At 57.0% G+C, this 21,185-nt stretch carries 26 protein-coding genes; 20 read left to right on the top strand and 6 right to left on the bottom strand.

Features of this window, described 5'->3' with window-relative positions; genetic code table 11:
- Window positions 1-31 precede the first annotated feature (31 nt).
- The 4 genes from fliD (at window position 32) to amyA (ending at window position 3,819) form a co-directional block, all read left to right on the top strand.
- Window positions 32-1,435 (top strand): flagellar filament capping protein FliD, encoded by a 1,404-nt coding sequence (gene fliD / locus WFO70_RS02560; protein ID WP_337014532.1) that lies wholly within the window; start codon window positions 32-34, stop codon window positions 1,433-1,435.
- 24 nt (window positions 1,436-1,459) lie between these two features.
- Window positions 1,460-1,870 carry a flagellar export chaperone FliS gene (fliS, locus tag WFO70_RS02555; RefSeq protein ID WP_262663647.1) on the top strand — a complete coding sequence of 137 codons (411 nt, stop codon included), beginning with the start codon at window positions 1,460-1,462 and terminating at the stop codon, window positions 1,868-1,870.
- Window positions 1,870-2,229 (top strand): flagella biosynthesis regulatory protein FliT, encoded by a 360-nt coding sequence (gene fliT, locus WFO70_RS02550; protein WP_166182882.1) that lies wholly within the window; start codon window positions 1,870-1,872, stop codon window positions 2,227-2,229. Before fliS ends, fliT begins: the two co-directional genes overlap by 1 nt.
- A 102-nt stretch (window positions 2,230-2,331) precedes the next feature.
- Window positions 2,332-3,819 carry an alpha-amylase gene (amyA, locus tag WFO70_RS02545; RefSeq protein ID WP_337014531.1) on the top strand — a complete coding sequence of 496 codons (1,488 nt, stop codon included), beginning with the start codon at window positions 2,332-2,334 and terminating at the stop codon, window positions 3,817-3,819.
- Between the two features lie 47 nt (window positions 3,820-3,866).
- Here the strand turns inward: amyA and yedD are convergent, their stop codons facing one another.
- Together yedD and fliE are read right to left on the bottom strand one after the other, a co-directional pair.
- Entirely contained in the window at window positions 3,867-4,280 is a 414-nt protein-coding gene (gene yedD / locus WFO70_RS02540; protein WP_262673471.1) for a lipoprotein YedD, read from the bottom strand.
- Between the two features lie 69 nt (window positions 4,281-4,349).
- Entirely contained in the window at window positions 4,350-4,667 is a 318-nt protein-coding gene (gene fliE, locus WFO70_RS02535) for a flagellar hook-basal body complex protein FliE (protein WP_337016573.1), read from the bottom strand.
- A 224-nt stretch (window positions 4,668-4,891) separates the two neighbouring features.
- On the opposite strand from fliE, the gene fliF reads away from it, so the two are divergent.
- From fliF to rcsA, 14 genes are all read left to right on the top strand, one after another.
- The gene (fliF, locus tag WFO70_RS02530; protein ID WP_337014530.1) at window positions 4,892-6,586 is read left to right on the top strand and encodes a flagellar basal-body MS-ring/collar protein FliF; all 1,695 of its coding nucleotides are present in this window, start codon (window positions 4,892-4,894) and stop codon (window positions 6,584-6,586) included.
- A complete protein-coding gene (gene fliG / locus WFO70_RS02525; RefSeq protein WP_156264144.1) occupies window positions 6,579-7,574 on the top strand; it encodes a flagellar motor switch protein FliG in 996 nt (331 codons plus the stop codon). Before fliF ends, fliG begins: the two co-directional genes overlap by 8 nt.
- Window positions 7,567-8,274, top strand: a complete 708-nt coding sequence (fliH, locus tag WFO70_RS02520; protein ID WP_337014529.1) for a flagellar assembly protein FliH — start codon at window positions 7,567-7,569, stop codon at window positions 8,272-8,274. The genes fliG and fliH overlap by 8 nt, the downstream gene beginning before the upstream one ends.
- Window positions 8,274-9,644 carry a flagellar protein export ATPase FliI gene (gene fliI / locus WFO70_RS02515; RefSeq protein ID WP_337014528.1) on the top strand — a complete coding sequence of 457 codons (1,371 nt, stop codon included), beginning with the start codon at window positions 8,274-8,276 and terminating at the stop codon, window positions 9,642-9,644. The genes fliH and fliI overlap by 1 nt, the downstream gene beginning before the upstream one ends.
- Before the next feature lie 20 nt (window positions 9,645-9,664).
- A complete protein-coding gene (fliJ, locus tag WFO70_RS02510) occupies window positions 9,665-10,108 on the top strand; it encodes a flagellar export protein FliJ (RefSeq protein ID WP_333849025.1) in 444 nt (147 codons plus the stop codon).
- Complete coding sequence (gene fliK, locus WFO70_RS02505) at window positions 10,105-11,304, top strand: flagellar hook length control protein FliK (protein ID WP_337014527.1); 1,200 nt, start codon at window positions 10,105-10,107, stop codon at window positions 11,302-11,304. Before fliJ ends, fliK begins: the two co-directional genes overlap by 4 nt.
- Window positions 11,305-11,416: 112 nt before the next feature.
- Window positions 11,417-11,884, top strand: a complete 468-nt coding sequence (fliL, locus tag WFO70_RS02500) for a flagellar basal body-associated protein FliL (RefSeq protein WP_337014526.1) — start codon at window positions 11,417-11,419, stop codon at window positions 11,882-11,884.
- 4 nt (window positions 11,885-11,888) lie between these two features.
- On the top strand, window positions 11,889-12,893 hold the full coding sequence (gene fliM, locus WFO70_RS02495; RefSeq protein WP_337014525.1) for a flagellar motor switch protein FliM: 1,005 nt from the start codon (window positions 11,889-11,891) through the stop codon (window positions 12,891-12,893).
- Window positions 12,890-13,303 (top strand): flagellar motor switch protein FliN, encoded by a 414-nt coding sequence (fliN, locus tag WFO70_RS02490; RefSeq protein WP_106993425.1) that lies wholly within the window; start codon window positions 12,890-12,892, stop codon window positions 13,301-13,303. Before fliM ends, fliN begins: the two co-directional genes overlap by 4 nt.
- 2 nt (window positions 13,304-13,305) lie before the next feature.
- Window positions 13,306-13,680 carry a flagellar biosynthetic protein FliO gene (gene fliO / locus WFO70_RS02485; protein WP_337014524.1) on the top strand — a complete coding sequence of 125 codons (375 nt, stop codon included), beginning with the start codon at window positions 13,306-13,308 and terminating at the stop codon, window positions 13,678-13,680.
- Window positions 13,680-14,417 (top strand): flagellar type III secretion system pore protein FliP, encoded by a 738-nt coding sequence (gene fliP / locus WFO70_RS02480; RefSeq protein ID WP_337014523.1) that lies wholly within the window; start codon window positions 13,680-13,682, stop codon window positions 14,415-14,417. Before fliO ends, fliP begins: the two co-directional genes overlap by 1 nt.
- A gap of 10 nt (window positions 14,418-14,427) precedes the next feature.
- Window positions 14,428-14,697 carry a flagellar biosynthesis protein FliQ gene (fliQ, locus tag WFO70_RS02475; protein ID WP_337014522.1) on the top strand — a complete coding sequence of 90 codons (270 nt, stop codon included), beginning with the start codon at window positions 14,428-14,430 and terminating at the stop codon, window positions 14,695-14,697.
- A 2-nt stretch (window positions 14,698-14,699) separates the two neighbouring features.
- Window positions 14,700-15,485 carry a flagellar biosynthetic protein FliR gene (fliR, locus tag WFO70_RS02470; RefSeq protein WP_191152482.1) on the top strand — a complete coding sequence of 262 codons (786 nt, stop codon included), beginning with the start codon at window positions 14,700-14,702 and terminating at the stop codon, window positions 15,483-15,485.
- Between the two features lie 293 nt (window positions 15,486-15,778).
- Entirely contained in the window at window positions 15,779-16,402 is a 624-nt protein-coding gene (gene rcsA / locus WFO70_RS02465) for a transcriptional regulator RcsA (RefSeq protein WP_337014521.1), read from the top strand.
- A gap of 102 nt (window positions 16,403-16,504) precedes the next feature.
- Here the strand turns inward: rcsA and dsrB are convergent, their stop codons facing one another.
- On the bottom strand, window positions 16,505-16,693 hold the full coding sequence (gene dsrB / locus WFO70_RS02460) for a protein DsrB (protein WP_039032547.1): 189 nt from the start codon (window positions 16,691-16,693) through the stop codon (window positions 16,505-16,507).
- A 127-nt stretch (window positions 16,694-16,820) separates the two neighbouring features.
- Here dsrB and yodD point away from each other — a divergent pair, with 127 nt between their 5' ends.
- Both yodD and WFO70_RS02450 read left to right on the top strand, forming a co-directional pair.
- On the top strand, window positions 16,821-17,048 hold the full coding sequence (gene yodD / locus WFO70_RS02455) for a YodD family peroxide/acid resistance protein (RefSeq protein WP_039032546.1): 228 nt from the start codon (window positions 16,821-16,823) through the stop codon (window positions 17,046-17,048).
- Window positions 17,049-17,346: 298 nt separating this feature from the next.
- Entirely contained in the window at window positions 17,347-18,159 is an 813-nt protein-coding gene (locus tag WFO70_RS02450; RefSeq protein WP_337014520.1) for a mannosyl-3-phosphoglycerate phosphatase-related protein, read from the top strand.
- Here WFO70_RS02450 and dgcQ read toward each other — a convergent pair.
- The 3 genes from dgcQ to WFO70_RS02435 form a co-directional block, all read right to left on the bottom strand.
- Window positions 18,144-19,829: a cellulose biosynthesis regulator diguanylate cyclase DgcQ gene (dgcQ, locus tag WFO70_RS02445; RefSeq protein WP_337014519.1), complete on the bottom strand. Its 1,686-nt coding sequence runs from the start codon at window positions 19,827-19,829 to the stop codon at window positions 18,144-18,146. The two genes, WFO70_RS02450 and dgcQ, sit on opposite strands and share 16 nt — an antisense overlap.
- Window positions 19,830-19,942: 113 nt before the next feature.
- Window positions 19,943-20,125, bottom strand: coding sequence for a YodC family protein (locus WFO70_RS02440; protein WP_159339547.1), 183 nt, complete (start codon window positions 20,123-20,125; stop codon window positions 19,943-19,945).
- A gap of 78 nt (window positions 20,126-20,203) precedes the next feature.
- A complete protein-coding gene (locus WFO70_RS02435) occupies window positions 20,204-21,121 on the bottom strand; it encodes a DUF808 domain-containing protein (protein WP_337014518.1) in 918 nt (305 codons plus the stop codon).
- Between the last annotated feature and the right edge of the window lie 64 nt (window positions 21,122-21,185).

Genomic DNA, 21,185 nt, shown 5'->3' with positions numbered 1-21,185 from the left:
CCAGCGACTGTCACAATAAAGGATGAAAAAAATGGCAAGTGTTAGTTCACTCGGTGCAGGTACCAGTCTGGATCTCAATACGTTATATGACAATTTACAGACCGCGGAACAGACCAAACTCACGCCGATCACGCAGCAGCAGACCTCCTATAAAGCGAAGCTAACCGCATGGGGCGTAGTGCAGACTGCATTGACCAAGTTTCAAACTGCTGCAGACGCGCTGAAAAACACCTCTGCGATTGCGCAGTCAAAAGTCACCAGTACCAATACTGCATTCAATGCGACCCTGGCGAGCAGTGCTTCAGCCGGCTCGTACTCGATAGAAGTCACACAGCTGGCGGCCGCGCAGACGCTGCTGAGCCCGAAAGTGGCGAGCAAAGATACCGATCTGGGCGACAGTAGCCTGAGCTCGCGCACCATCACCATCACGCAGCCGGGTCAGAAAGATCCGTTGACGGTGACGCTGGCCAGCGACAAAACCAGCCTTGCGGACGTGCGCGATGCGATCAACGCCAAACAAGGCAGCGTCACCGCCAGCATCATTAAAGCGGATGACAACAGTTACTATCTGTCACTGACCTCGCGTGACAGCGGTGTCGCCAATGAGATGACGATCACTACCGACGACAGCGAGCTGGCGAAATACATCAGCCACGATCCGCTCGATACGTCGACAGGGATGAAGGTTCAGGTCCCTGCCGCAGATGCCATCGTCAATATTAACGGTATTAAGATTACGCGTAGCAGCAACGCCATTACCGATGCTCCAGAAGGCGTAACGCTCAACCTGACTAAGACCAATGTCGGTAGCCCGGAAACGCTGTCGATTGTGAAAGACAACCAGCCGATGACCGATGCGATTCAGGCGTTTGTCGATGCGTATAACTCGTTGCAGACCACTATCGGCAACCAGACCAAATATACCGCGGTAAAACAGGGTGATGGCGCTCAGGATACCAGCAACGGCGACCTGCTGGGCGATGGCACATTGCGTAATATCCAGACGCGCCTGCGCTCTGTGGTCTCCTCTGCACAGGGTTCCGGCTCTCTGTCGACGCTGTCGCAGTTAGGTATTACTCAGGATATTAACGGCAAACTGACCGTGGACAGCACCAAGTTAGGCAAAGCCCTGACCGAAAAGTCTACCGACGTGCTGGCACTCCTGTCCGGCGACGGAAAAACAACCGGCTTAGCGACGCAGACTAGTAACCTGCTGAAAGATATGTTAGGGACAGACGGCTCGGTTAAGAATGCCACCGACGGCATTAACAAGACGTTGAAAAACCTGTCCGATCAGTATGACCGTGTTAACACGCAAATTACCGCCACCATGGCGCGTTACAAAACGCAATTTACCAGCTTGAGTCAGCTTGTTTCCTCTATGGATCAAACCGGAAGCTATCTGACCCAACAGTTCAACGCCATGAACAGTTAATGAATGATGAGTTGAGGTTTTAAGATGTATACAAAATCGGGAATTCAGGCCTATGCGCAGGTAAGCGTTGAGAGTGCCGTCCTGAGTGCCAGCCCGCATCAACTGGTGGTTTTACTTTTTGATGGCGCGTTAAGCGCCATGAAAAAGGCCATGATATTGATTGAGCAAGGGGACATTCCCGGTAAAGGGCAGGCGCTGGGAAAAGCCATCAATATTATCAGTAACGGTCTGCAGTCAGGGCTGAATCACGAGGTGGGTGGCGAGTTGACCACCAACCTCGACAGCCTCTACGACTATATGACGCGGCGTCTTTTACAGGCCAATATCCATAACGATATTGACGCCATCAATGAAGTGGTGGGGTTGCTGAACAACATCGCGGATGCCTGGAAAGAGATAGGACCCAATTCTCAACATATGCGGGACAATGACTAATGGAAGCCAATCTGGGATTGCTCCAACACTATCAGCAGCTTTTAACCACCAGCGCCGCGATGCTGGCTATGTCAAAATCAGGGCGTTGGGATGAACTTATTACCTTCGAAGTGAAATACCTGAGCGCCGTTGAAAAGCTGACCCAGTTCCAGGATGCGAATGAGATTGCGCCGCACGTGCAGGCGCAAATTCGCCCGATGCTGAGGCAGATCATTGATAACGAAATTGAGCTTAAGGCCTTGCTGCAGCAGCGTATGGACGAGCTGAGAACTTTGGTTGGGCACTCCTCCCGACAACATAATCTGAATGCAACTTATGGACGTCTTTCTGGCAATATTCTTTTCCCCGCCGACCTCTAATCCGGGGATAATGACAGGCGGGTGAATATATTTCGTTATTTCACCCGCTAACTTCCTCCGCCTCGCTCATACTGTCTGTGTTCTTAAACTGGAGCACGGAAGATGAAAAACCCCACTCTCTTGCAGTTCTTCCACTGGTATTACCCTGAAGGCAGTCAACTCTGGCCAGAAGTAGCCGAGCGCGCCGACCTTTTAAACGATATCGGTATCAACATGGTCTGGCTGCCCCCGGCATATAAAGGGGCTTCCGGCGGTTACTCTGTCGGTTACGACTCCTACGATCTCTTCGATCTCGGCGAGTTCGATCAAAAAGGATCTGTTCCCACCAAATACGGTGACAAAGCCCAGCTGCTGGCCGCTATCGGGGCGTTAAAACGCAACAACATCGCGGTGCTGATGGACGTGGTGGTCAACCACAAAATGGGTGCCGATGAGAAAGAGACCATCCGCGTTCAGCGGGTCAATGCCGACGATCGTAATCAGATCCACGACGAGATCGTTGAATGCGAAGCCTGGACCCGCTACACCTTCCCTGTGCGGGCCGGACAGTACTCCGAGTTCGTCTGGGATTACAAATGCTTCAGCGGCATCGATCATATCGAAAATCCCGATGAAGACGGCATCTTTAAGATCGTCAATGATTACACCGGCGATGGCTGGAACGATCAGGTCGATAACGAGCTGGGGAACTTTGATTACCTGATGGGCGAGAACATCGATTTTCGTAACCGTGCGGTAACCGAGGAGATCAAATACTGGGCGCGCTGGCTGATGGAGCAGACCCAGTGCGACGGGTTCCGTCTGGATGCGGTGAAACATATTCCGGCCTGGTTCTATAAAGAGTGGATCGAGCACGTGCAGGAAGTCGCGCCGAAACCGCTGTTTATCGTGGCGGAATACTGGTCCCCCGATGTCGACAAACTGCAGCAGTATATCGATCAGGTGGACGGTAAAACCATGCTGTTTGACGCCCCGCTGCACATGAAGTTTCACGAAGCCTCGCTGCAGGGACGTGATTACGACATGAGCCAGATCTTTACCGGCACCCTGGTCGAGGCCGATCCCTTCCACGCGGTAACGCTGGTGGCTAACCACGACACCCAGCCGTTACAGGCTCTGGAGGCCCCGGTCGAAGCCTGGTTTAAACCGCTGGCCTATGCCTTGATTTTGCTGCGTGAAAACGGGGTGCCGAGCATCTTCTATCCCGATCTCTTCGGGGCGAGCTATGACGACACCGGCGGCGATGGCGAGACGTATCACATCGACATGCCGGTGATTGAGCAGCTCGATCAGCTGATCCTCGCCCGCCAGCGTTTTGCCCATGGCGTTCAGACCCTGTGGTTCGATCACCCTAACTGCATTGCCTTCAGCCGCAGCGGCACCGACGAGGATCCGGGCTGCGTGGTGGTGCTCTCTAACGGTGACGAGGGTGAAAAGACGATTACGCTGGGCGAGAACTACGGCAATAAAAACTGGAAAGATTTCCTCGGCAACCGCGAAGAGTGTGTAACGACCGACGAAACCGGTACCGGCGTGTTTACCTGCAACGGCGGCAGCGTCAGCGTGTGGGTTCTGGAAGAGGTGTTGTAACGGGTTGAAAGCCGGGCGGCGCTATGCTTGCCCGGCCGACAAATCACTTATGGCAGCTTGCTGTCGAGCGGATGTTTGCTGAGGTAGTTCGCACACTCAACGGTCGGACGATCGACGCGCTGGAGAATCATCCCGTCATACTCAATGGCGCTACCTTCACGCTCCAGCGGATAGATATCCAGTTTGCGGGTGACGTTATAAAAATCATCCGAGCGCAGCATAATTTTCCCCGGCACGGCCACCACGCGCTGCCACTGACGGCAGTCCAGGGTGTCTCCTTCTTGCGTCACCACCAGCGTGGCGATCGCCTCCGGGCTGACCATTTTGCTTTGCGGCCCTTTCGACTGCCAGTACCCTGCCAGTTCAGCCGGGACGGGATGCTTGATCACGTCCTGATATCTGTCGACCTGCACGCATCCGGTTAACGCCAGCAGCCCCGCGATAATTGCTATTTTTTTCATCATTGTTCCGTCTATGTCGAAAAAAAAGAGTGTGGCATTAAAGCGCTCGGGTCGCCAGCACCAGAAGGGCTAAACCTGCATCGACATAACGTCCTGGTACGCCTGCATCAGTTTGTTACGCACCTGAATGCCCATCTGCATCGATACCGAGGCTTTTTGCAAATCGGTCATCACATCGTTGAGACCAATGCCCGGCACGCCCATGGTGAATTTTTCACCCTGCACGCGCGCCGCGGTTTGCGTGTCGCTGATCCGATCCAGAGCCGCATGCAGCTGACCCGCGAAGCTGACGGTGGACTGCACGTCAGGCACGTTTTGATTTCGGGCCGTCATTGCTGTTGCCTGCAACTGGCTGATGACGCCTTCAATCCCCTGTATTGCCATGATTTTCCCCTGATGGATTTTTACCCGCTTAAGAGTATCAGCCTGTCAATGAGATAAAGGCGCTAAATAGCGTGAAAAAACCAGGTTATTTGACGCATAGAAATTCCCGTTTCATCAAATAATGGCACAGCCATGATTATGGAATTTTTGTTGTGTTTGCCGACCCGGGAGCCTGTTTTGTTTCTCCACACGAATAATGTAATCCACGATGAGTCACGAGGTGCGCAATGAGTGCGTCAGCAACATCAGCCCCTCAAACTAAATCTCTCGAATGGATGAGCCGCCTGCGCGCGAACCCTAAAGTGCCGTTGATCGTGGCAGGTGCTGCCGCTATCGCTATCGTTGTCGCTATGGTCTTATGGGCCAAACAGCCTGACTATCGCACGCTGTTCAGCAACCTTTCGGACCAGGATGGCGGTGCTATCGTCACCCAGTTAACCCAGATGAACGTCCCTTACCGCTTCTCGGATAATGGCGGCGCGCTGGAAGTCCCTGCCGATAAAGTTCACGAACTCCGCTTACGTCTTGCCCAGCAAGGCCTGCCGAAAGGCGGCGCGGTAGGCTTTGAACTGCTGGATCAGGAAAAATTCGGCATCAGCCAGTTCAGCGAGCAGGTTAACTACCAGCGCGCGCTGGAAGGTGAACTGGCCCGCACCATCGAAACGCTCGGCCCGCTGAAAAGCGCCCGCGTGCACCTGGCGATGCCAAAACCGACCCTGTTTGTCCGTGAACAGAAAGCGCCATCGGCCTCCGTCACCGTGAATCTGCAGCCTGGCCGTGCGCTGGATGAAGGGCAGATTAGCGCCGTGGTGCATCTGGTCTCCAGCGCCGTAGCGGGTTTACCGCCGGGTAACGTGACCCTGGTGGATCAGATGGGTCGCCTGTTAACCAAATCCAATACCAGCGATCGCGATCTCAATGACGCGCAGCTGAAATATGCCACTGACGTGGAAAACCGCGTTCAGAGCCGCATCGAAGCCATTCTTGGCCCAATCGTCGGCACCAGCAATGTCCACGCCCAGGTCACCGCGCAGATCGATTTTGCAGATAAAGAGCAGACGGAAGAGCAGTATCGTCCAAACGGCGATGCCGCCCAGGCCGTGATGCGTTCGCGTCAGGTCAATAACTCCGAACAGGTCGGTGGCGCTGCGGGGGGTGTACCGGGTGCGCTCTCCAACCAGCCGGCCCCGGCGAATACCGCGCCAATAAATGCCCCTGCACAAAACCAACAGAACGGTCAACAAAACGGCCAGCAGAATGGTCAGCAGGCACGGGCCCAGCAAACCGCGGCCAGCGCCGGTCCGCGTAGCACCAGCCATAACGAAACCACCAACTACGAAGTCGATCGCACCATTCGTCACACCAAAATGAACACCGGTGATGTGCAGCGTCTCTCCGTGGCGGTAGTCGTCAACTACAAGACCCTGCCGGACGGGAAGCCTCTGCCGCTGACCGCCGAGCAGATGAAGCAGATCGAAAATCTGACCCGTGAAGCCATGGGCTACTCCGAGAAGCGTGGCGACACCCTTAACGTCGTGAACTCGCCGTTCAGCGCCGTTGACGATACCAGTGGTGAACTGCCGTTCTGGAAAACCCAGTCGTTTATCGATCAGATGCTTGAAGCCGGTCGCTGGCTGCTGGTAGTGATTGTCGCCTGGCTGCTGTGGCGTAAAGCGGTACGTCCGCAGCTCACTCGCCGCGCCGAAGAGGCGAAAGCGCTGAAAGAGCGAGCCCTGCTGCGCGAAGAGACGCAGGAAGCGGTGGAAGTGCGCCTCAGCAAAGACGAACAGATGCAGCAGCGCCGTGCTAACCAGCGCATGGGCGCTGAGGTGATGAGCCAGCGTATTCGCGAAATGTCAGATAACGATCCGCGCGTCGTGGCGCTGGTCATTCGCCAGTGGATGAGTACAGAAAATGAGTAACCTTACCGGAACGGATAAAAGCGTCATCCTGCTGATGACCATTGGCGAGGACCGGGCGGCAGAGGTGTTCAAACACCTCTCCCAGCGCGAAGTGCAGGTTCTCAGCTCGGCGATGGCTAACGTGCGTCAGATCTCCAACAAGCAGCTGACCGAAGTACTGGCGGAGTTTGAGCAGGAAGCCGAACAGTTTGCGGCGCTCAACGTCAACGCCAACGAATACCTGCGTTCGGTGCTGGTCAAGGCGCTGGGCGAAGAGCGTGCCGCCAGCCTGCTGGAGGATATTCTTGAGACCCGCGATACCGCCAGCGGTATCGAAACGCTCAACTTTATGGAGCCGCAGACCGCTGCCGACCTGATTCGCGACGAGCATCCACAGATCATCGCTACTATCCTGGTTCACCTCAAGCGTGGCCAGGCGGCGGATATTCTGGCCCTGTTCGACGAACGTCTGCGTCACGATGTGATGCTGCGTATCGCCACCTTCGGCGGCGTCCAGCCGGCAGCGCTGGCGGAACTGACCGAAGTGCTGAACGGCCTGCTCGACGGCCAGAACCTCAAGCGCAGCAAAATGGGCGGCGTGAGAACGGCGGCAGAAATTATCAACCTGATGAAAACGCAGCAGGAAGAGGCGGTCATTACCGCAGTGCGCGAATTCGACGGTGAACTGGCCCAGAAAATTATCGACGAGATGTTCCTGTTCGAAAACCTGGTCGACGTGGACGACCGCAGTATCCAGCGCCTGCTGCAGGAAGTGGACTCCGAATCGCTGCTCATCGCCCTCAAAGGCGCCGAACAGCCGCTGCGCGAGAAGTTCCTGCGCAACATGTCCCAGCGTGCGGCGGATATCCTGCGCGACGACCTTGCCAACCGTGGCCCGGTGCGTCTGTCTCAGGTGGAAAACGAACAGAAAGCGATCCTCCTTATTGTGCGTCGTCTGGCCGAAACCGGCGAGATGGTGGTAGGCAGCGGCGAGGATACCTATGTCTGATGAACTGCCGTGGAAGATCTGGACACCGGACGATCTCTCCCCTCCTCGCGCAGAATTTGTGCCTGCGAGCATCACCCCTGCCGAGGCCGGTGAGGATGACGCAGAGCCTGAGCTGAGCGAAGAGGAGCAGCGCGCCCAGCAGCTGGCGCAGATCCAGATGCAGGCGCACGATCAGGGCTACGCTGCCGGCATGAACGAAGGCCGCCAGAAAGGTCATGATCAGGGCTATCAGGAAGGGCTGGCCCAGGGGCTGGCGCAAGGTTTAGAGCAGGCGCGTGCCCAGCAGGCGCCGATCCACGCCCGGATGCAGCAGCTGGTCAGCGAGTTCCAGAATACGCTGGACGCGCTGGACAGCGTGATCGCCTCGCGCCTGATGCAGATGGCACTGGAAGCGGCACGCCAGGTTATCGGTCACACTCCGCCGGTGGATAACTCATCGCTGATCAAACAGATTCAGGGTCTGCTGCAGCAGGAGCCGCTGTTCAGCGGCAAACCGCAGCTGCGCGTCCACCCGGACGATCTGCAGCGGGTAGAAGAGATGCTCGGCGCGACCCTGAGTCTGCACGGCTGGCGTCTGCGCGGCGACCCGACCCTGCATCACGGCGGCTGCAAAGTCTCTGCCGATGAAGGCGATTTGGACGCCAGCGTAGCCACCCGCTGGCAGGAACTGTGCCGCTTGGCAGCACCGGGAGTCATCTGATGACCGCACGCCTGACCCGCTGGCTCACCACCCTCGACAATTTTGAAGCGAAGATGGCGCAGCTGCCGTCCGTTCGCCGCTATGGCCGTTTAACCCGCGCTACCGGCCTGGTCCTGGAGGCCACCGGCCTGCAGCTGCCGCTGGGGGCCACCTGCATTATCGAACGTCAGGACGGCAACGAGATCCGTGAAGTCGAGAGCGAAGTCGTGGGCTTTAACGGCCAGCGTCTGTTCCTGATGCCGCTGGAAGAGGTCGAAGGCGTGCTGCCTGGCGCGCGCGTGTACGCCAAAAATTTATCCGGCGACGGACTGCACAGCGGCAAACAGCTTCCGCTTGGCCCGGCGCTGCTCGGACGGGTGCTGGACGGGGCCGGTAAACCGCTGGACGGTCTGCCCTCCCCCGATACCACCGAAACCGGGGCGCTGATCACACAGCCCTTTAACCCGTTACAACGCACGCCGATCGAGCATGTGCTGGATACCGGCGTGCGCCCGATTAACGCCCTGCTGACCGTCGGTCGCGGCCAGCGTATGGGCCTGTTTGCCGGCTCCGGCGTCGGCAAATCGGTGCTGCTCGGGATGATGGCCCGCTACACCCAGGCCGACGTCATTGTGGTGGGGCTGATTGGCGAGCGTGGCCGTGAAGTAAAAGATTTTATCGAGAATATCCTTGGTGCCGAAGGACGCGCCCGGTCGGTGGTGATCGCCGCCCCGGCGGACGTCTCTCCCCTGCTGCGTATGCAGGGTGCCGCCTACGCCACGCGCATTGCGGAAGATTTTCGCGATCGGGGTCAGCACGTCCTGCTGATCATGGACTCCCTGACCCGTTACGCGATGGCGCAGCGTGAGATCGCCCTGGCGATTGGGGAACCCCCGGCGACCAAAGGCTATCCACCTTCGGTCTTCGCCAAATTACCGGCGTTGGTGGAACGCGCGGGTAATGGCATCAGCGGCGGCGGCTCGATCACCGCGTTTTACACGGTGCTGACCGAGGGCGATGACCAACAGGATCCGATTGCCGACTCGGCGCGTGCGATCCTCGACGGTCACATCGTCCTGTCGCGCCGTCTGGCCGAAGCGGGGCATTATCCGGCGATCGATATCGAAGCCTCGATCAGCCGTGCGATGACCTCCCTGATCAGCGAGAAGCATTACGCCCGGGTGCGTAACTTCAAGCAGCTGCTCTCCAGCTTCCAGCGCAACCGCGATCTGGTCAGCGTCGGTGCCTATGCCAAAGGCAGCGACCCGATGCTCGACAAGGCGATTGCCCTCTGGCCGCACCTGGAGGCGTATCTGCAGCAGGGCATTTTTGAGAAAGCCGACTGGGAAAGCTCGATCCAGGCTCTGGAAATGATTTTCCCGCAGGTGTAACCGAGTAGAGGGCGAATGTCATGGCACAACACGGCGCATTAACCACGCTGAAAGATCTGGCCGAGAAAGACGTTGATAATGCCGCGCAGCAGCTTGGCGCGATGCGCCGCGGATATCAGCAGGCGGAAGAGCAGCTGAAGATGTTGATCGACTACCAGCATGAGTATCGTACCAACCTCAACACGGATATGGCGCAGGGCATCGGCAGCCAGCGCTGGATCAACTATCAACAGTTCATCCAGACGCTGGAGAAAGCTATAGAACAGCATCGCCAGCAGGTGCTTCAGTGGACCGAGAAAGTGGATCGGGCCCTGAACTTCTGGCGCGAGAAGAAACAGCGTTTACAGGCCTGGCAAACCTTGCAGGATCGCCAGCTTGCCGCAGCGAATCTGGCGGAAAGCCGTCTCGATCAGAAAAAAATGGATGAATTTGCCCAGCGCGCAACAATGAGGACACCGGAATGATCACCCTTCAACAACTGCTTTCGACCGACACCGAGCTTACGGGTGGCGCGCGGGGCGGAAAAGCGGCCGACGGCGCGCAGGACTTTCTTGCCCTGCTGGCAGGGGCGCTAGGCGATGCCAAAGGCCAGGGCAAAGAGGCCGGGCTGACGCTGAACGATCTGCAGACCGCGGGCGGCAAGCGGGCCAGCGTGGCGCTGAAAGCCGACGCGACCGATTTAGATGCCGACACCGACGCCGGAAAACTGGCCGAACTGCTGGCGCGTCAGGATCTCCCCGCCACCGATGAAACGCTCACCCAGCCAGGCCTGACCTCCGGGCTGCTGCCTGCTGTCAAAGGCGACGTGCTGAAGAGCCTGACCCAGGCGGCCAAAGAGGCCGACAGCAAAACCGATCTCACCGAGGAAGAGCTGGCAGGACTCAGCGCCCTGATGGCGATGCTGCCCCACCAGCAGACCGCCACTGCCGCCGCGCCTCAGCCGGTGAGCACCGGCGGCATTGACGTTAAGGCCTCCCTGGCCCGCGACCCTGGCCGTCAGCCTGCGCTGGACACTGATGCCCTGCGCACTGCCAAAGCCGTGGTGGAAGATAAAGATGCCGGGCTGGCCTCCAGCACCCAGCTGACGCCAGCCGCTGCCGCGACGGCCACCCGTCAAGCAGCAGAGAGCACGTCGTCACCGACCGGGCCGACCGTCGCCCTGGGACCGATTGTCAGCAACCACACCTCGGTGCAGCCGACCCTGGCCGCCGCGCCGGTGGTCAGCGCCCAGCTGGGCAGCAACGAATGGCAGCAGACCATCAGCCAGCACATCACCCTGTTCACCCGTCAGGGCCAGCAGAGCGCCGAGCTGCGTCTGCACCCGGAAGATCTGGGCCAGGTCCAGATCTCCCTGAAACTGGATGATAACCAGGCGCAGCTGCAGATGATCTCCGGCCATAGCCACGTGCGTGCGGCGCTGGAAGCGGCCCTGCCGGTGCTGCGTACCCAACTGGCGGAAAACGGCATTGAGCTGACGCAAAGCAGCATCAGCAGTGAAAACTTCAACGGTCAGCAGCAGGCGTCTTCTCAGCATCAGCAGCAGGCCTCCCGCTCCGGCAATGCCGCTGGATTTGATGAAGAGAGCGACGAGCTGCTGGCGGTGCCTGCCTCCCTGCAGTCCGCGGCACGTGGAAACAACGCTGTCGATATCTTCGCCTAAACCTAAACGCCAGAGGTAGCGTGATTATCCCCGTCTTTTCGACCCTTTGACGGCGAGCGGACACGGGATAATCATCTCCATCAGCAGTTCCGAAACAGGAAGCACGAATCAGATGACTGACTCCGCCATCACCAAGAAAAGTAAGCGTTCCATCTGGATCCCGCTTCTGGTGTTAATTACGCTCGCCGCCTGCGCTACCGCAGGTTACAGCTACTGGCGCATGAATAAAGCACCGTCAGCCGCAGCCAAAGCGGAGCCACCACCGCCGGCGGCCCCGGTCTTTTTCGCGCTGGATACCTTTACCGTTAACCTGGGTGATGCCGAGCACGTGTTTTACGTGGGCATTACGCTGCGTCTGAAAGACGACGCCACCCGTACCCGTCTGAGTGAATATCTGCCGGAAGTGCGCAGCCGTCTGCTGCTGCTGTTTTCTCGCCAGGATGCCGCGCAGTTGTCTACCGATGAAGGTAAACAAAAACTGGTGGCTGACATTAAGCAAACGCTGGCCGCACCTCTGATTAGCGGTCAACCTAAGCAGGAAGTCACTGACGTTCTGTATACAGCTTTCATTCTGCGGTAACGACATGGGCGACAGTATTCTTTCTCAGGCGGAAATCGATGCGCTGCTCAACGGCGACAGCGATAAATCCGACGAACCAAAACCGGGTGCGGCGGGCGACAGCAACATTCGCCCCTACGATCCCAATACCCAGCGTCGCGTGGTGCGCGAGCGTCTGCAGGCGCTGGAGATCATCAACGAACGTTTTGCCCGTCAGTTCCGTATGGGGCTGTTTAACCTGCTGCGTCGTAGCCCGGATATCACCGTCGGTGCGATCCGCATTCAGCCGTATCATGAGTTCGCCCGTAACCTGCCGGTGCCGACGAACCTCAACCTGATCCATCTGAAACCGCTGCGCGGCACCGGCCTGTTCGTCTTCTCGCCAAGCCTGGTGTTTATCGCCGTGGATAACCTCTTCGGCGGCGATGGCCGTTTCCCGACCAAAGTAGAAGGCCGCGAGTTTACCCATACCGAACAGCGCGTAATCAACCGCATGCTGAAGCTGGCCCTTGAGGGCTACAGCGACGCGTGGAAAGCGATTCACCCGCTGGACGTGGAGTATGTCCGTTCCGAGATGCAGGTGAAGTTCACCAACATCACCACCTCGCCAAACGACATCGTGGTTAACACCCCGTTCCACGTGGAGATCGGCAACCTGACCGGTGAGTTCAATATCTGCCTGCCGTTCAGCATGATTGAGCCGCTGCGCGAAGTGCTGGTGAACCCGCCGCTGGAAAACTCCCGCCATGAAGACCAGAACTGGCGCGAGAACCTGGTCCGCCAGGTGCAGCACTCCCAGCTGGAGCTGGTGGCGAACTTTGCCGACGTCCCGCTGCGGTTGTCGCAGATCTTAAAATTAAAACCCGGTGACGTGCTGCCGATCGAAAAACCCGATCGCATCATTGCCCATGTGGATGGCGTGCCCGTGCTGACCAGCCAGTATGGCACCGTGAACAATCAATACGCCTTACGCGTTGAGCACCTGATTAACCCGATTTTGAATTCTCTGAATGAGGAACAGCCCAAATGAGTGATATGAACAATCCGTCCGATGACAACAACGGAGCACTGGACGATCTGTGGGCTGAGGCGTTAAACGAACAACAGGCACCGGCCAGCAAAAGCGTCGCCGATGCGGTGTTCCAGCAGCTGGGCGGCGGTGACGTCAGCGGCACGCTGCAGGATATCGATCTGATTATGGATATCCCGGTCAAGCTGACCGTGGAGCTGGGCCGTACCCGGATGACCATCAAAGAGCTGCTGCGCCTGACCCAGGGTTCCGTGGTAGCACTGGATGGTCTGGCGGGTGAGCCGCTGGATATTCTGATCAACGGCTACCTGATTGCCCAGGGTGAAGTGGTGGTGGTCGCCGATAAATACGGCGTGCGTATCACCGACATCATTACCCCGTCCGAACGTATGCGTCGTCTGAGCCGCTAAGCATGAAAACCCAGGCAATCGTCTCACAACCCTCGGCCGTTCCAGGCTCGCCGCTGCTTCAGGTCAGCGGTGCGCTGTTGGGGATCATTGCCTTTATTTTGATTGTCGCCTGGCTGGCAAAACGCGTTGGCCTGGCGGGCAAAACCGCCGGGGCGCGCGGGCTAAAGCTTGCGGCCAGCACCTCGCTGGGGCCACGCGAACGCGTGGTGATCGTGGAAGTGGAAGACGCCCGGCTGGTGCTGGGGGTGACCGCCTCGAACATTTCACTGCTGCATACATTGCCGCCTGCGCCGGTCTCTCAGGAGAGCGGTACAGAGGTTCCACCGGATTTTCAGTCCGTGATGAAGAGTTTGCTTAAGCGTTCCGGGAGATCGTGATGCGCCGTGTTTTATCCCTTGCGCTTGCAGGCGTTGGCCTGTTCGCTCCCGCCGTGTACGCCCAACTGCCAGGCCTGATCTCGACGCCGATGGCCGGTGGCGGCCAGAGCTGGACCCTGCCGGTTCAGACGCTGGTGTTTATCACCTCGCTGACCTTTATCCCGGCGATCCTGCTGATGATGACCAGCTTCACCCGTATCATCATCGTGTTTGGTCTGCTGCGTAACGCCCTCGGCACCCCGTCGGCACCGCCAAACCAGGTGCTGCTCGGTCTGTCCCTGTTTTTGACCTTCTTCATTATGTCGCCGGTGATCGACAAGATTTATGTCGATGCTTATCAGCCGTTCAGCGAAGACAAAATCTCGATGCAGGTGGCGCTGGAGAAAGGGGCGCAGCCGCTGCGCGAATTTATGCTGCGTCAGACCCGTGAAGCCGACCTGGCGCTGTTTGCCCGTCTGGCTAACGCCGGTCCGATTCAGGGCCCGGAAGCGGTGCCGATGCGCATTCTGCTGCCGGCCTACGTCACCAGCGAGCTGAAAACCGCCTTCCAGATCGGTTTTACCATTTTCATTCCGTTTTTGATTATCGACCTGGTGATCGCCAGCGTGCTGATGGCGCTGGGGATGATGATGGTGCCTCCGGCAACCATCGCCCTGCCCTTCAAGCTGATGCTGTTTGTGCTGGTGGACGGCTGGCAGCTGCTGGTCGGCTCGCTGGCGCAAAGTTTCTACAGTTGAGGAGCGCGCAATGACGCCAGAATCGGTCATGATGATGGGCACGGAGGCGATGAAAGTGGCGATCTCCGTGGCCGCTCCCCTGCTGCTGGTGGCGCTGGTCACCGGTCTTATCATCAGTATTTTGCAGGCGGCCACCCAGATTAACGAAATGACCCTGTCATTTATCCCGAAAATTATCGCCGTGTTCGTGGCGATCGTTATTGCCGGGCCGTGGATGCTGAACCTGCTGCTGGATTACATGCGTAATCTGTTTACCAACCTGCCGTACATCATCGGCTAGCCATGCTGCAGATCACCAGCGATCAATGGCTTGAGTGGCTCGGCCTCTACTTCTGGCCCCTGCTGCGCATTCTGGCCCTGATCTCCACCGCGCCGATCCTCAGTGAACGGGCGATCCCCAAGCGGGTGAAAATCGGCCTTGCCATTCTGATCACCATTATCGTGGCTCCGACGCTGCCGCCGGTGAACGTGCCGATTTTCTCAGCCCCGGCGCTGTGGGTCGGGCTACAGCAGATCCTGATTGGCGTGGCGATCGGCTTTACCATGCAGTTCGCCTTTGCCGCCGTGCGCATGGCCGGGGAGCTGATTGGTCTACAGATGGGCCTGTCGTTCGCCACCTTCTTTGACCCGGGCAGCCGGCTCAACATGCCGATCATCGCCCGTATTATCGACCTGCTGGCGCTGCTGCTGTTTCTGGCCTTTGACGGCCATCTGTGGCTGATTTCGATGCTGGTGGATACCTTCCACTCTCTGCCCATTGGCGGCGATGCGGTGAACAGCAACGCCTTTATGGCCCTGACCCGCGCGGCCGGGCTGATCTTCCTCAACGGCCTGATGCTGGCGCTGCCGCTCATCACCCTGCTGCTGACCGTCAACCTGGCGCTGGGTCTGCTGAACCGTATGGCACCGCAGCTGTCGGTATTTGTAATTGGTTTCCCGATCACTCTGACCGTCGGCATTTTGCTTATTTCCCTGTTAATGCCGCTTATTGCGCCGTTCTGCGAGCGTTTATTCAGTGAGGTATTTAATCTGCTGAGCAATATCCTGAGCGAACTCTCCGCGAAGTAATTACCCCTGGGTTTTATATTGTCTCTCTGAGGATATTCCTAAAATAAGAAACGCGAAACATCTACCAGGATATATCTGGCGCGGCCTGATTGTTTTTACCCACCTCACAATATTCAACATTTACTTTACTTTAAGATGTTTCCTGGCAAATTATACGTAACTTTACGGGATAGTGAGTTCGCCTGAAAGTCCTTGTAATGCTCACAGGTAATTATTTATTCCATCCCGTATGGCTGTTATAGAGCTCTCAGGCAGGTGGTAAATTATCGTTATGCATTGAGTGAGGGTATGCCATGTCAACGATCATTATGGATTTATGCAGTTACACCCGGCTAGGGTTAACCGGGTATCTGGCCAGCAGAGGGGTTAAGAAAAAGGACATCAACGACGTACATAACGTTGACGAACTTGCCGCCGCCTGTGAAGCCCTGTCGCCAGGTGTGGTGTTTATTAATGAGGACTGTTTCATTCATGATCCCGCCAACAGTCAGCAAATAAAGCACATCATTAATCAACATCCCGGCACGTTGTTTATTGTATTTATGGCAATTGCTAATCTTCATTTCGACGAATATTTACGGGTCCGTCAGAATCTTCTGATTAGTTCGAAATCTATTAAGCCTGAATCACTGGATGACCTGGTGGGGGATTATTTAAGCAAAGAGATAAAGAATGTAGCGGAATTTAATTTTCCGACTTTATCATTAAGCCGGACTGAATCCAGTATGCTGCGAATGTGGATGGCCGGACAGGGAACCATTCAGATATCGGATCAGATGAATATCAAAGCCAAGACCGTATCGTCACATAAGGGAAATATTAAAAGGAAGATAAAAACGCATAATAAGCAAGTGATCTATCATGTCGTTCGTCTGACAGACAATGTGACCAACGGTATTTACGTTAACCTGCGTTAACCCCTCCCCTTTTCTCTTGTTTCCCGATCTCTGGCTATGCCAGAGATTTTTCCCCTTTGCGCAGTGCGGGTCGGGCCAGCCCGGGCTACCCCGACACAGAGGTTACTCCTGGCTTTCGACAAAAATGCCGTCAGGGTGCCCAAGCTCGTTAAAGAACCAGATCCCGAGCGGGTAGTCTTCCAGCGAGACCAGATACATCGTCCCTTCATTGAACTGCTCAACCGCCAGTACCACACCCGGGCGGCGCGGCCCGCCGTCCGTTTTGACTGTCACCCGATCGTTAACATTCATAGAATCCTCCTCTGGTTTTGAGCCAGTGTAGAACAAAACGTGAAAACTGGCAGCGTGTTGCCGCGCGATTGACGCTTTTATCAACGGTCTATACTTACAGATGGACACCCTGCATGAGGAGTGAGTGATGAAGACCGCAAAAGAGTACAGCGAAACGGCAAAACGGGAAGTGAATGTTGACGTCGATGCCCTGCTCGCCGCGATCAATGAAATCAGCGAGAGCGAAGTTAAGCGGATTGAAGATGACCCCACCCGGGTGAGGGTAAACGATCGGGACTACCACACCTGGCGCGAGCTGGCTGAGGCCTTTGAGCTCGATATTCATGATTTCAGCGTGACGGAAGTGAACCGTTGAGACGAAAAAAATCCCGGTCATGGGGTGACCGGGATCAAACTTGCTTATGCAAGAAGCACTTGTAAATTCGTTACACCAGGAAATCTGATGTCGGGTAGACATTATCTGCAAAATTTTTGTAAGACAAGAATATATTTTGCACATTTATAGTTGCTACACGAAATTAAAGTTTTAGTTATGATTGCCAACACGCCAGGGACGCGGCCTGAACGGGATCGGTTCCAGACGGCCTGGCGTTATTGCGATAATTTTTTAAGAAAAATCTTAACGGCAACCTTGTTTCGTTACGGGAGATGCTATGCCTTCACTTGAAGACCCGCTGCTCATCTATAGCGATCTGGATGGCACCCTGCTGGACATTCACACCTACGACTGGCAGCCCGCCAGCGGCTGGCTGGAGACCTTACAGGATCATCAGATCCCGGTCATTCTCTGTAGCAGCAAAACCGCGGCAGAGATGCTGGAGATCCAGAGCGATCTCGGCCTGGATGGCCTGCCCTTTATTGCCGAAAACGGCGCGGTGATCCAGCTGGACGTGCGCTGGAACGATCATCCCGATGCCCCGCGGCTGATCAACGGGGTCCCTCATGCCGATATCGTCCAGGTGATCAATCAGCTGCGCGCCGACGCGGGTTACAAGTTCACTACCTTTGATGATGTCGACGACCGGGTGATTAGCGAATGGACCGGGCTAAACCGCGACAGAGCGATGCTGGCGCGGCTGCATGAGGCCTCGGCGACGTTGATCTGGCGCGACAGCGACGAGAAAATGGCGGCTTTTGCGGCGGCGCTGGACGCGCTGGGACTGAAGTTCGTTCAGGGCGCACGCTTCTGGCATATCCTTGATGCCCGGGGCGGGAAAGATCAGGCCATCAACTGGCTCAACGAGCAGTACCTGCAGCGCGATGGCATGCTGCCCACCACCCTGGGGCTGGGCGACGGGCCAAACGACGCACCGCTGCTGGACAGCGTGGATCTGGCGGTGGTGGTCAAAGGCATTAACCGCCAGGGCGTCCAGCTGAAAAACGACGACCCGGCGCGGGTGTACCATACCCACCAGCCCGGCCCGGCGGGCTGGCGTGAGGGGCTGGATCACTACTTCTCGTCCTGACCGACCACCTGGTTGCGTCCTCGCTGTTTCGCCTGGTAGAGCCGGGCGTCAGCCATGGACTGCAGCTGCTCAAAGTCGTAATTATCGCACTCCAGCGCGCTGCTGACGCCGATCGACACGCTGATACGCACCGTCTGGCTCTTTTTCACCAGCATTTCACGATCGTTGATGCGCGCGCGGATCCGCTCGGCAATCTGCATCGCCTCTTCAGGACCGGCCCCCGGTAACACCACGCAAAACTCCTCTCCCCCCACGCGCCCGGCGACATCGGCCTCGCGTATGGTGCTGGTGATTAACCGGGCCGCATGGGTGAGCACCTTGTCACCCGCCTGATGCCCATATCTGTCGTTAATGTTTTTAAAATGGTCGAGGTCAAGCTGCATCACCGAGTAAGGCTGCTGCTGCTGCTCGCATCGCTTCGCCAGCGCTTTCGCCCGCTCAAACAGCGCGCCACGGTTATTGATTCGCGTCAGGGGATCGTGCCAGGCCTGCCACTGGAGCGAGTGTTGCAGGCGATACATGTTGCTGACCATCCGGCGGATCACGAACCAGGAGACAACCAGCATCCCGGTAAACAGCAGCCACAGCAGCGTCAGGGCAATCGTAATGCTGCCAAAGTCGCCGTGCGCTCCCTCTCTGAAGGTGTGGATACGCAGCAGGACGCCGTCGAAGTGGTTCAGATGCTGCCAGTTAACGTAACGGCTCCCCAGCCGGAGTTCGCCTTCGGTATCCTTCTCCATGGCACCGGCAATTTGCGCCCGCTCGCGCGCGTCGAAACGGTTACTCTTTCCGGAAACGCTTTCGGAAGTGGCGAGGAGATTAAACGCATTGTCGTAGAGCTGGAACTCCCCTTCGCCATTACCGTCTACGGCCTCCTGAAGCAGGTCCTTGATCCCCTGGAGGGTGAAATCAATGGCCAGCACACCGTACCAGTAGTGCTGATAATCAACCGGCACGCTGACGGTCACGATTTGCTCGCGCTGAAAATCGGATAACACCGCGTGGGTAAACCAGCGCACGCTGCGGGCCCGATTGTCACGCTCCGACTGGCGGGTAAACCATGGGCTGGTCACCAGATGATAGTAGCGGGAGGTAATGTCCCGCTCCCCTTCGTGGGGCTCGGTCGAAACGTAAAACCCCGCCCGGGAGACGTAGACGACGCGCCGGGCATGTGCCGCAGGGGCATTGATCCGCAGCAAATAGCCCATTTCGAAGGCAGCGCTCATCTCCCGCTCCAGCCGGTCGTCATCGCGGACCAGGCTGTTGGTTTGCGCGACAAAAGCATCGGAGACGCCATACAGGGTTAAGGTGCGCCGTGCGTCAAAGGTCAGATCCCAGAAGGTTTTTCCCCGCAGGTCGCTGATGCGCGAGACGGTATCGCGCAGCACCGTTGAGGCCAGCGGGGTTTCAAGCGCATCCTGCATGCCGTTGCGAAAGAAAAGCAGTTTTTCGACGCTGAACTGCAGCTGGCGATCCAGCGAGTTAACCACGTTTTCGAGATGGGTATGCTGAGTGGCGGCGTAGGCATCTTCCAGCACCACCGCTTCGCGCCAGGTCAACAGCGTGGAGAAGATGAGGACGGTAATAAAGCAAATATTAACAACCCGGCCCGGATGAAAATGATGACGTGCCGAAAAAACCTCTTTTCTTACAATATCGTCGGGCTGCACACACACTCCCTGAAAGCCACCTGCGCCATCCGCATGCGCGGGAACGGCAATGTTACTGCCTGAAAGCGATTATAGTGCACAAAAACGCCCGGCATAGCCGGGCGTAGCGTGACTTAAGCCTTGTCCTGTCGCCGGGTGCCATCACCATGCTGAAGCTCATCTTCACGAAACGCTTCCTGCTTGATGCCGTAACCGTCGTACCAGCGACACTCCACCATTCCGCTTGCATAGCCGGTAACGACCATACGTGGACCGCCGTTTTTTGGCTTAACTTCATCGCTGACCAGAAAGACCATAACCGCCTCCTTTATCAGTGTGAAACTGTATCAATTTAGTCGAGGAATAACAGTTATGCCTGGTATAGCTGGAAGCTATTAATGTGATCGGCCTCGCATTTTTTCCACGAGTTTTACGACGGCGACCACAATCAGGCCAATGATCAAACCGAGCACCAGATTCAACAGGGTAGGTAAAACGGTTGCAATAACAGCACCTTGCGCCTGGGCGAAGTGTTCGATGGCATGATGCAGCGGGGCAATACCGTGCACCACAATCCCGCCGCCGACCAGGAACATCGCCAGGGTGCCGATCACCGACAGAGACTTCATCAGCCAGGGGGCAACCACCAGCAGGGCTTTACCGGTCGCCTTCGCCAGGGCGCTGGTTCTGTCACTCAGCCAGTAGCCCATGTCATCGAGTTTAACGATGATCCCCACCAGGCCGTAAACCCCCAGGGTGACCACAAAGGCGATCCCGGAGAGCACCAGCACCTGGTTCAGCAGCGGGGCATCGGCCACGATTCCGAGGGTGATGGCCACAATTTCAGCCGACAGGATAAAGTCGGTGCGGATCGCGCCTTTAATTTTATCCCGCTCAAAGGTGACAGGATCCTGCGCTGCCAGCGCCTCCAGACGCTGTTGCCGTGCCGCCGGACTCTCCTTCTCTTTATTTTTACGCGATTCGAGCGAGTGCAATATTTTCTCTGCCCCTTCAAAGCAGAGAAACGCCCCGCCAACCATCAGCAGCGGCGTAATGGCCCACGGAATAAAGGCGCTGATCAGCAACGCCAGCGGCACGAGGATCACTTTGTTGAGTAAAGACCCCTTCGCCACGGCCCAGACCACCGGCAGCTCCCGGTTAGCGCGCACCCCCGAGACCTGCTGGGCGTTGAGGGAGAGATCGTCACCCAGCACGCCCGCGGTCTTCTTGGCCGCCAGTTTTCCCATCAGCGAAATATCGTCCAGCAGCGTGGCAATATCATCCAGCAGTGTTAATAAGCTACTTCCCGCCAAAATTACGTTCCTTCTTTTTTGTTAATAACCTGAACAGTATGGAGTAAAACCCGAAACCCCGAAA

The sequence above is a fragment of the Leclercia sp. AS011 genome, from assembly GCF_037152535.1.
Lineage (GTDB): Bacteria > Pseudomonadota > Gammaproteobacteria > Enterobacterales > Enterobacteriaceae > Enterobacter.
Note: the sequence above shows the minus strand (reverse complement) of the source record. Positions and strands in the feature narration are given on the sequence as shown.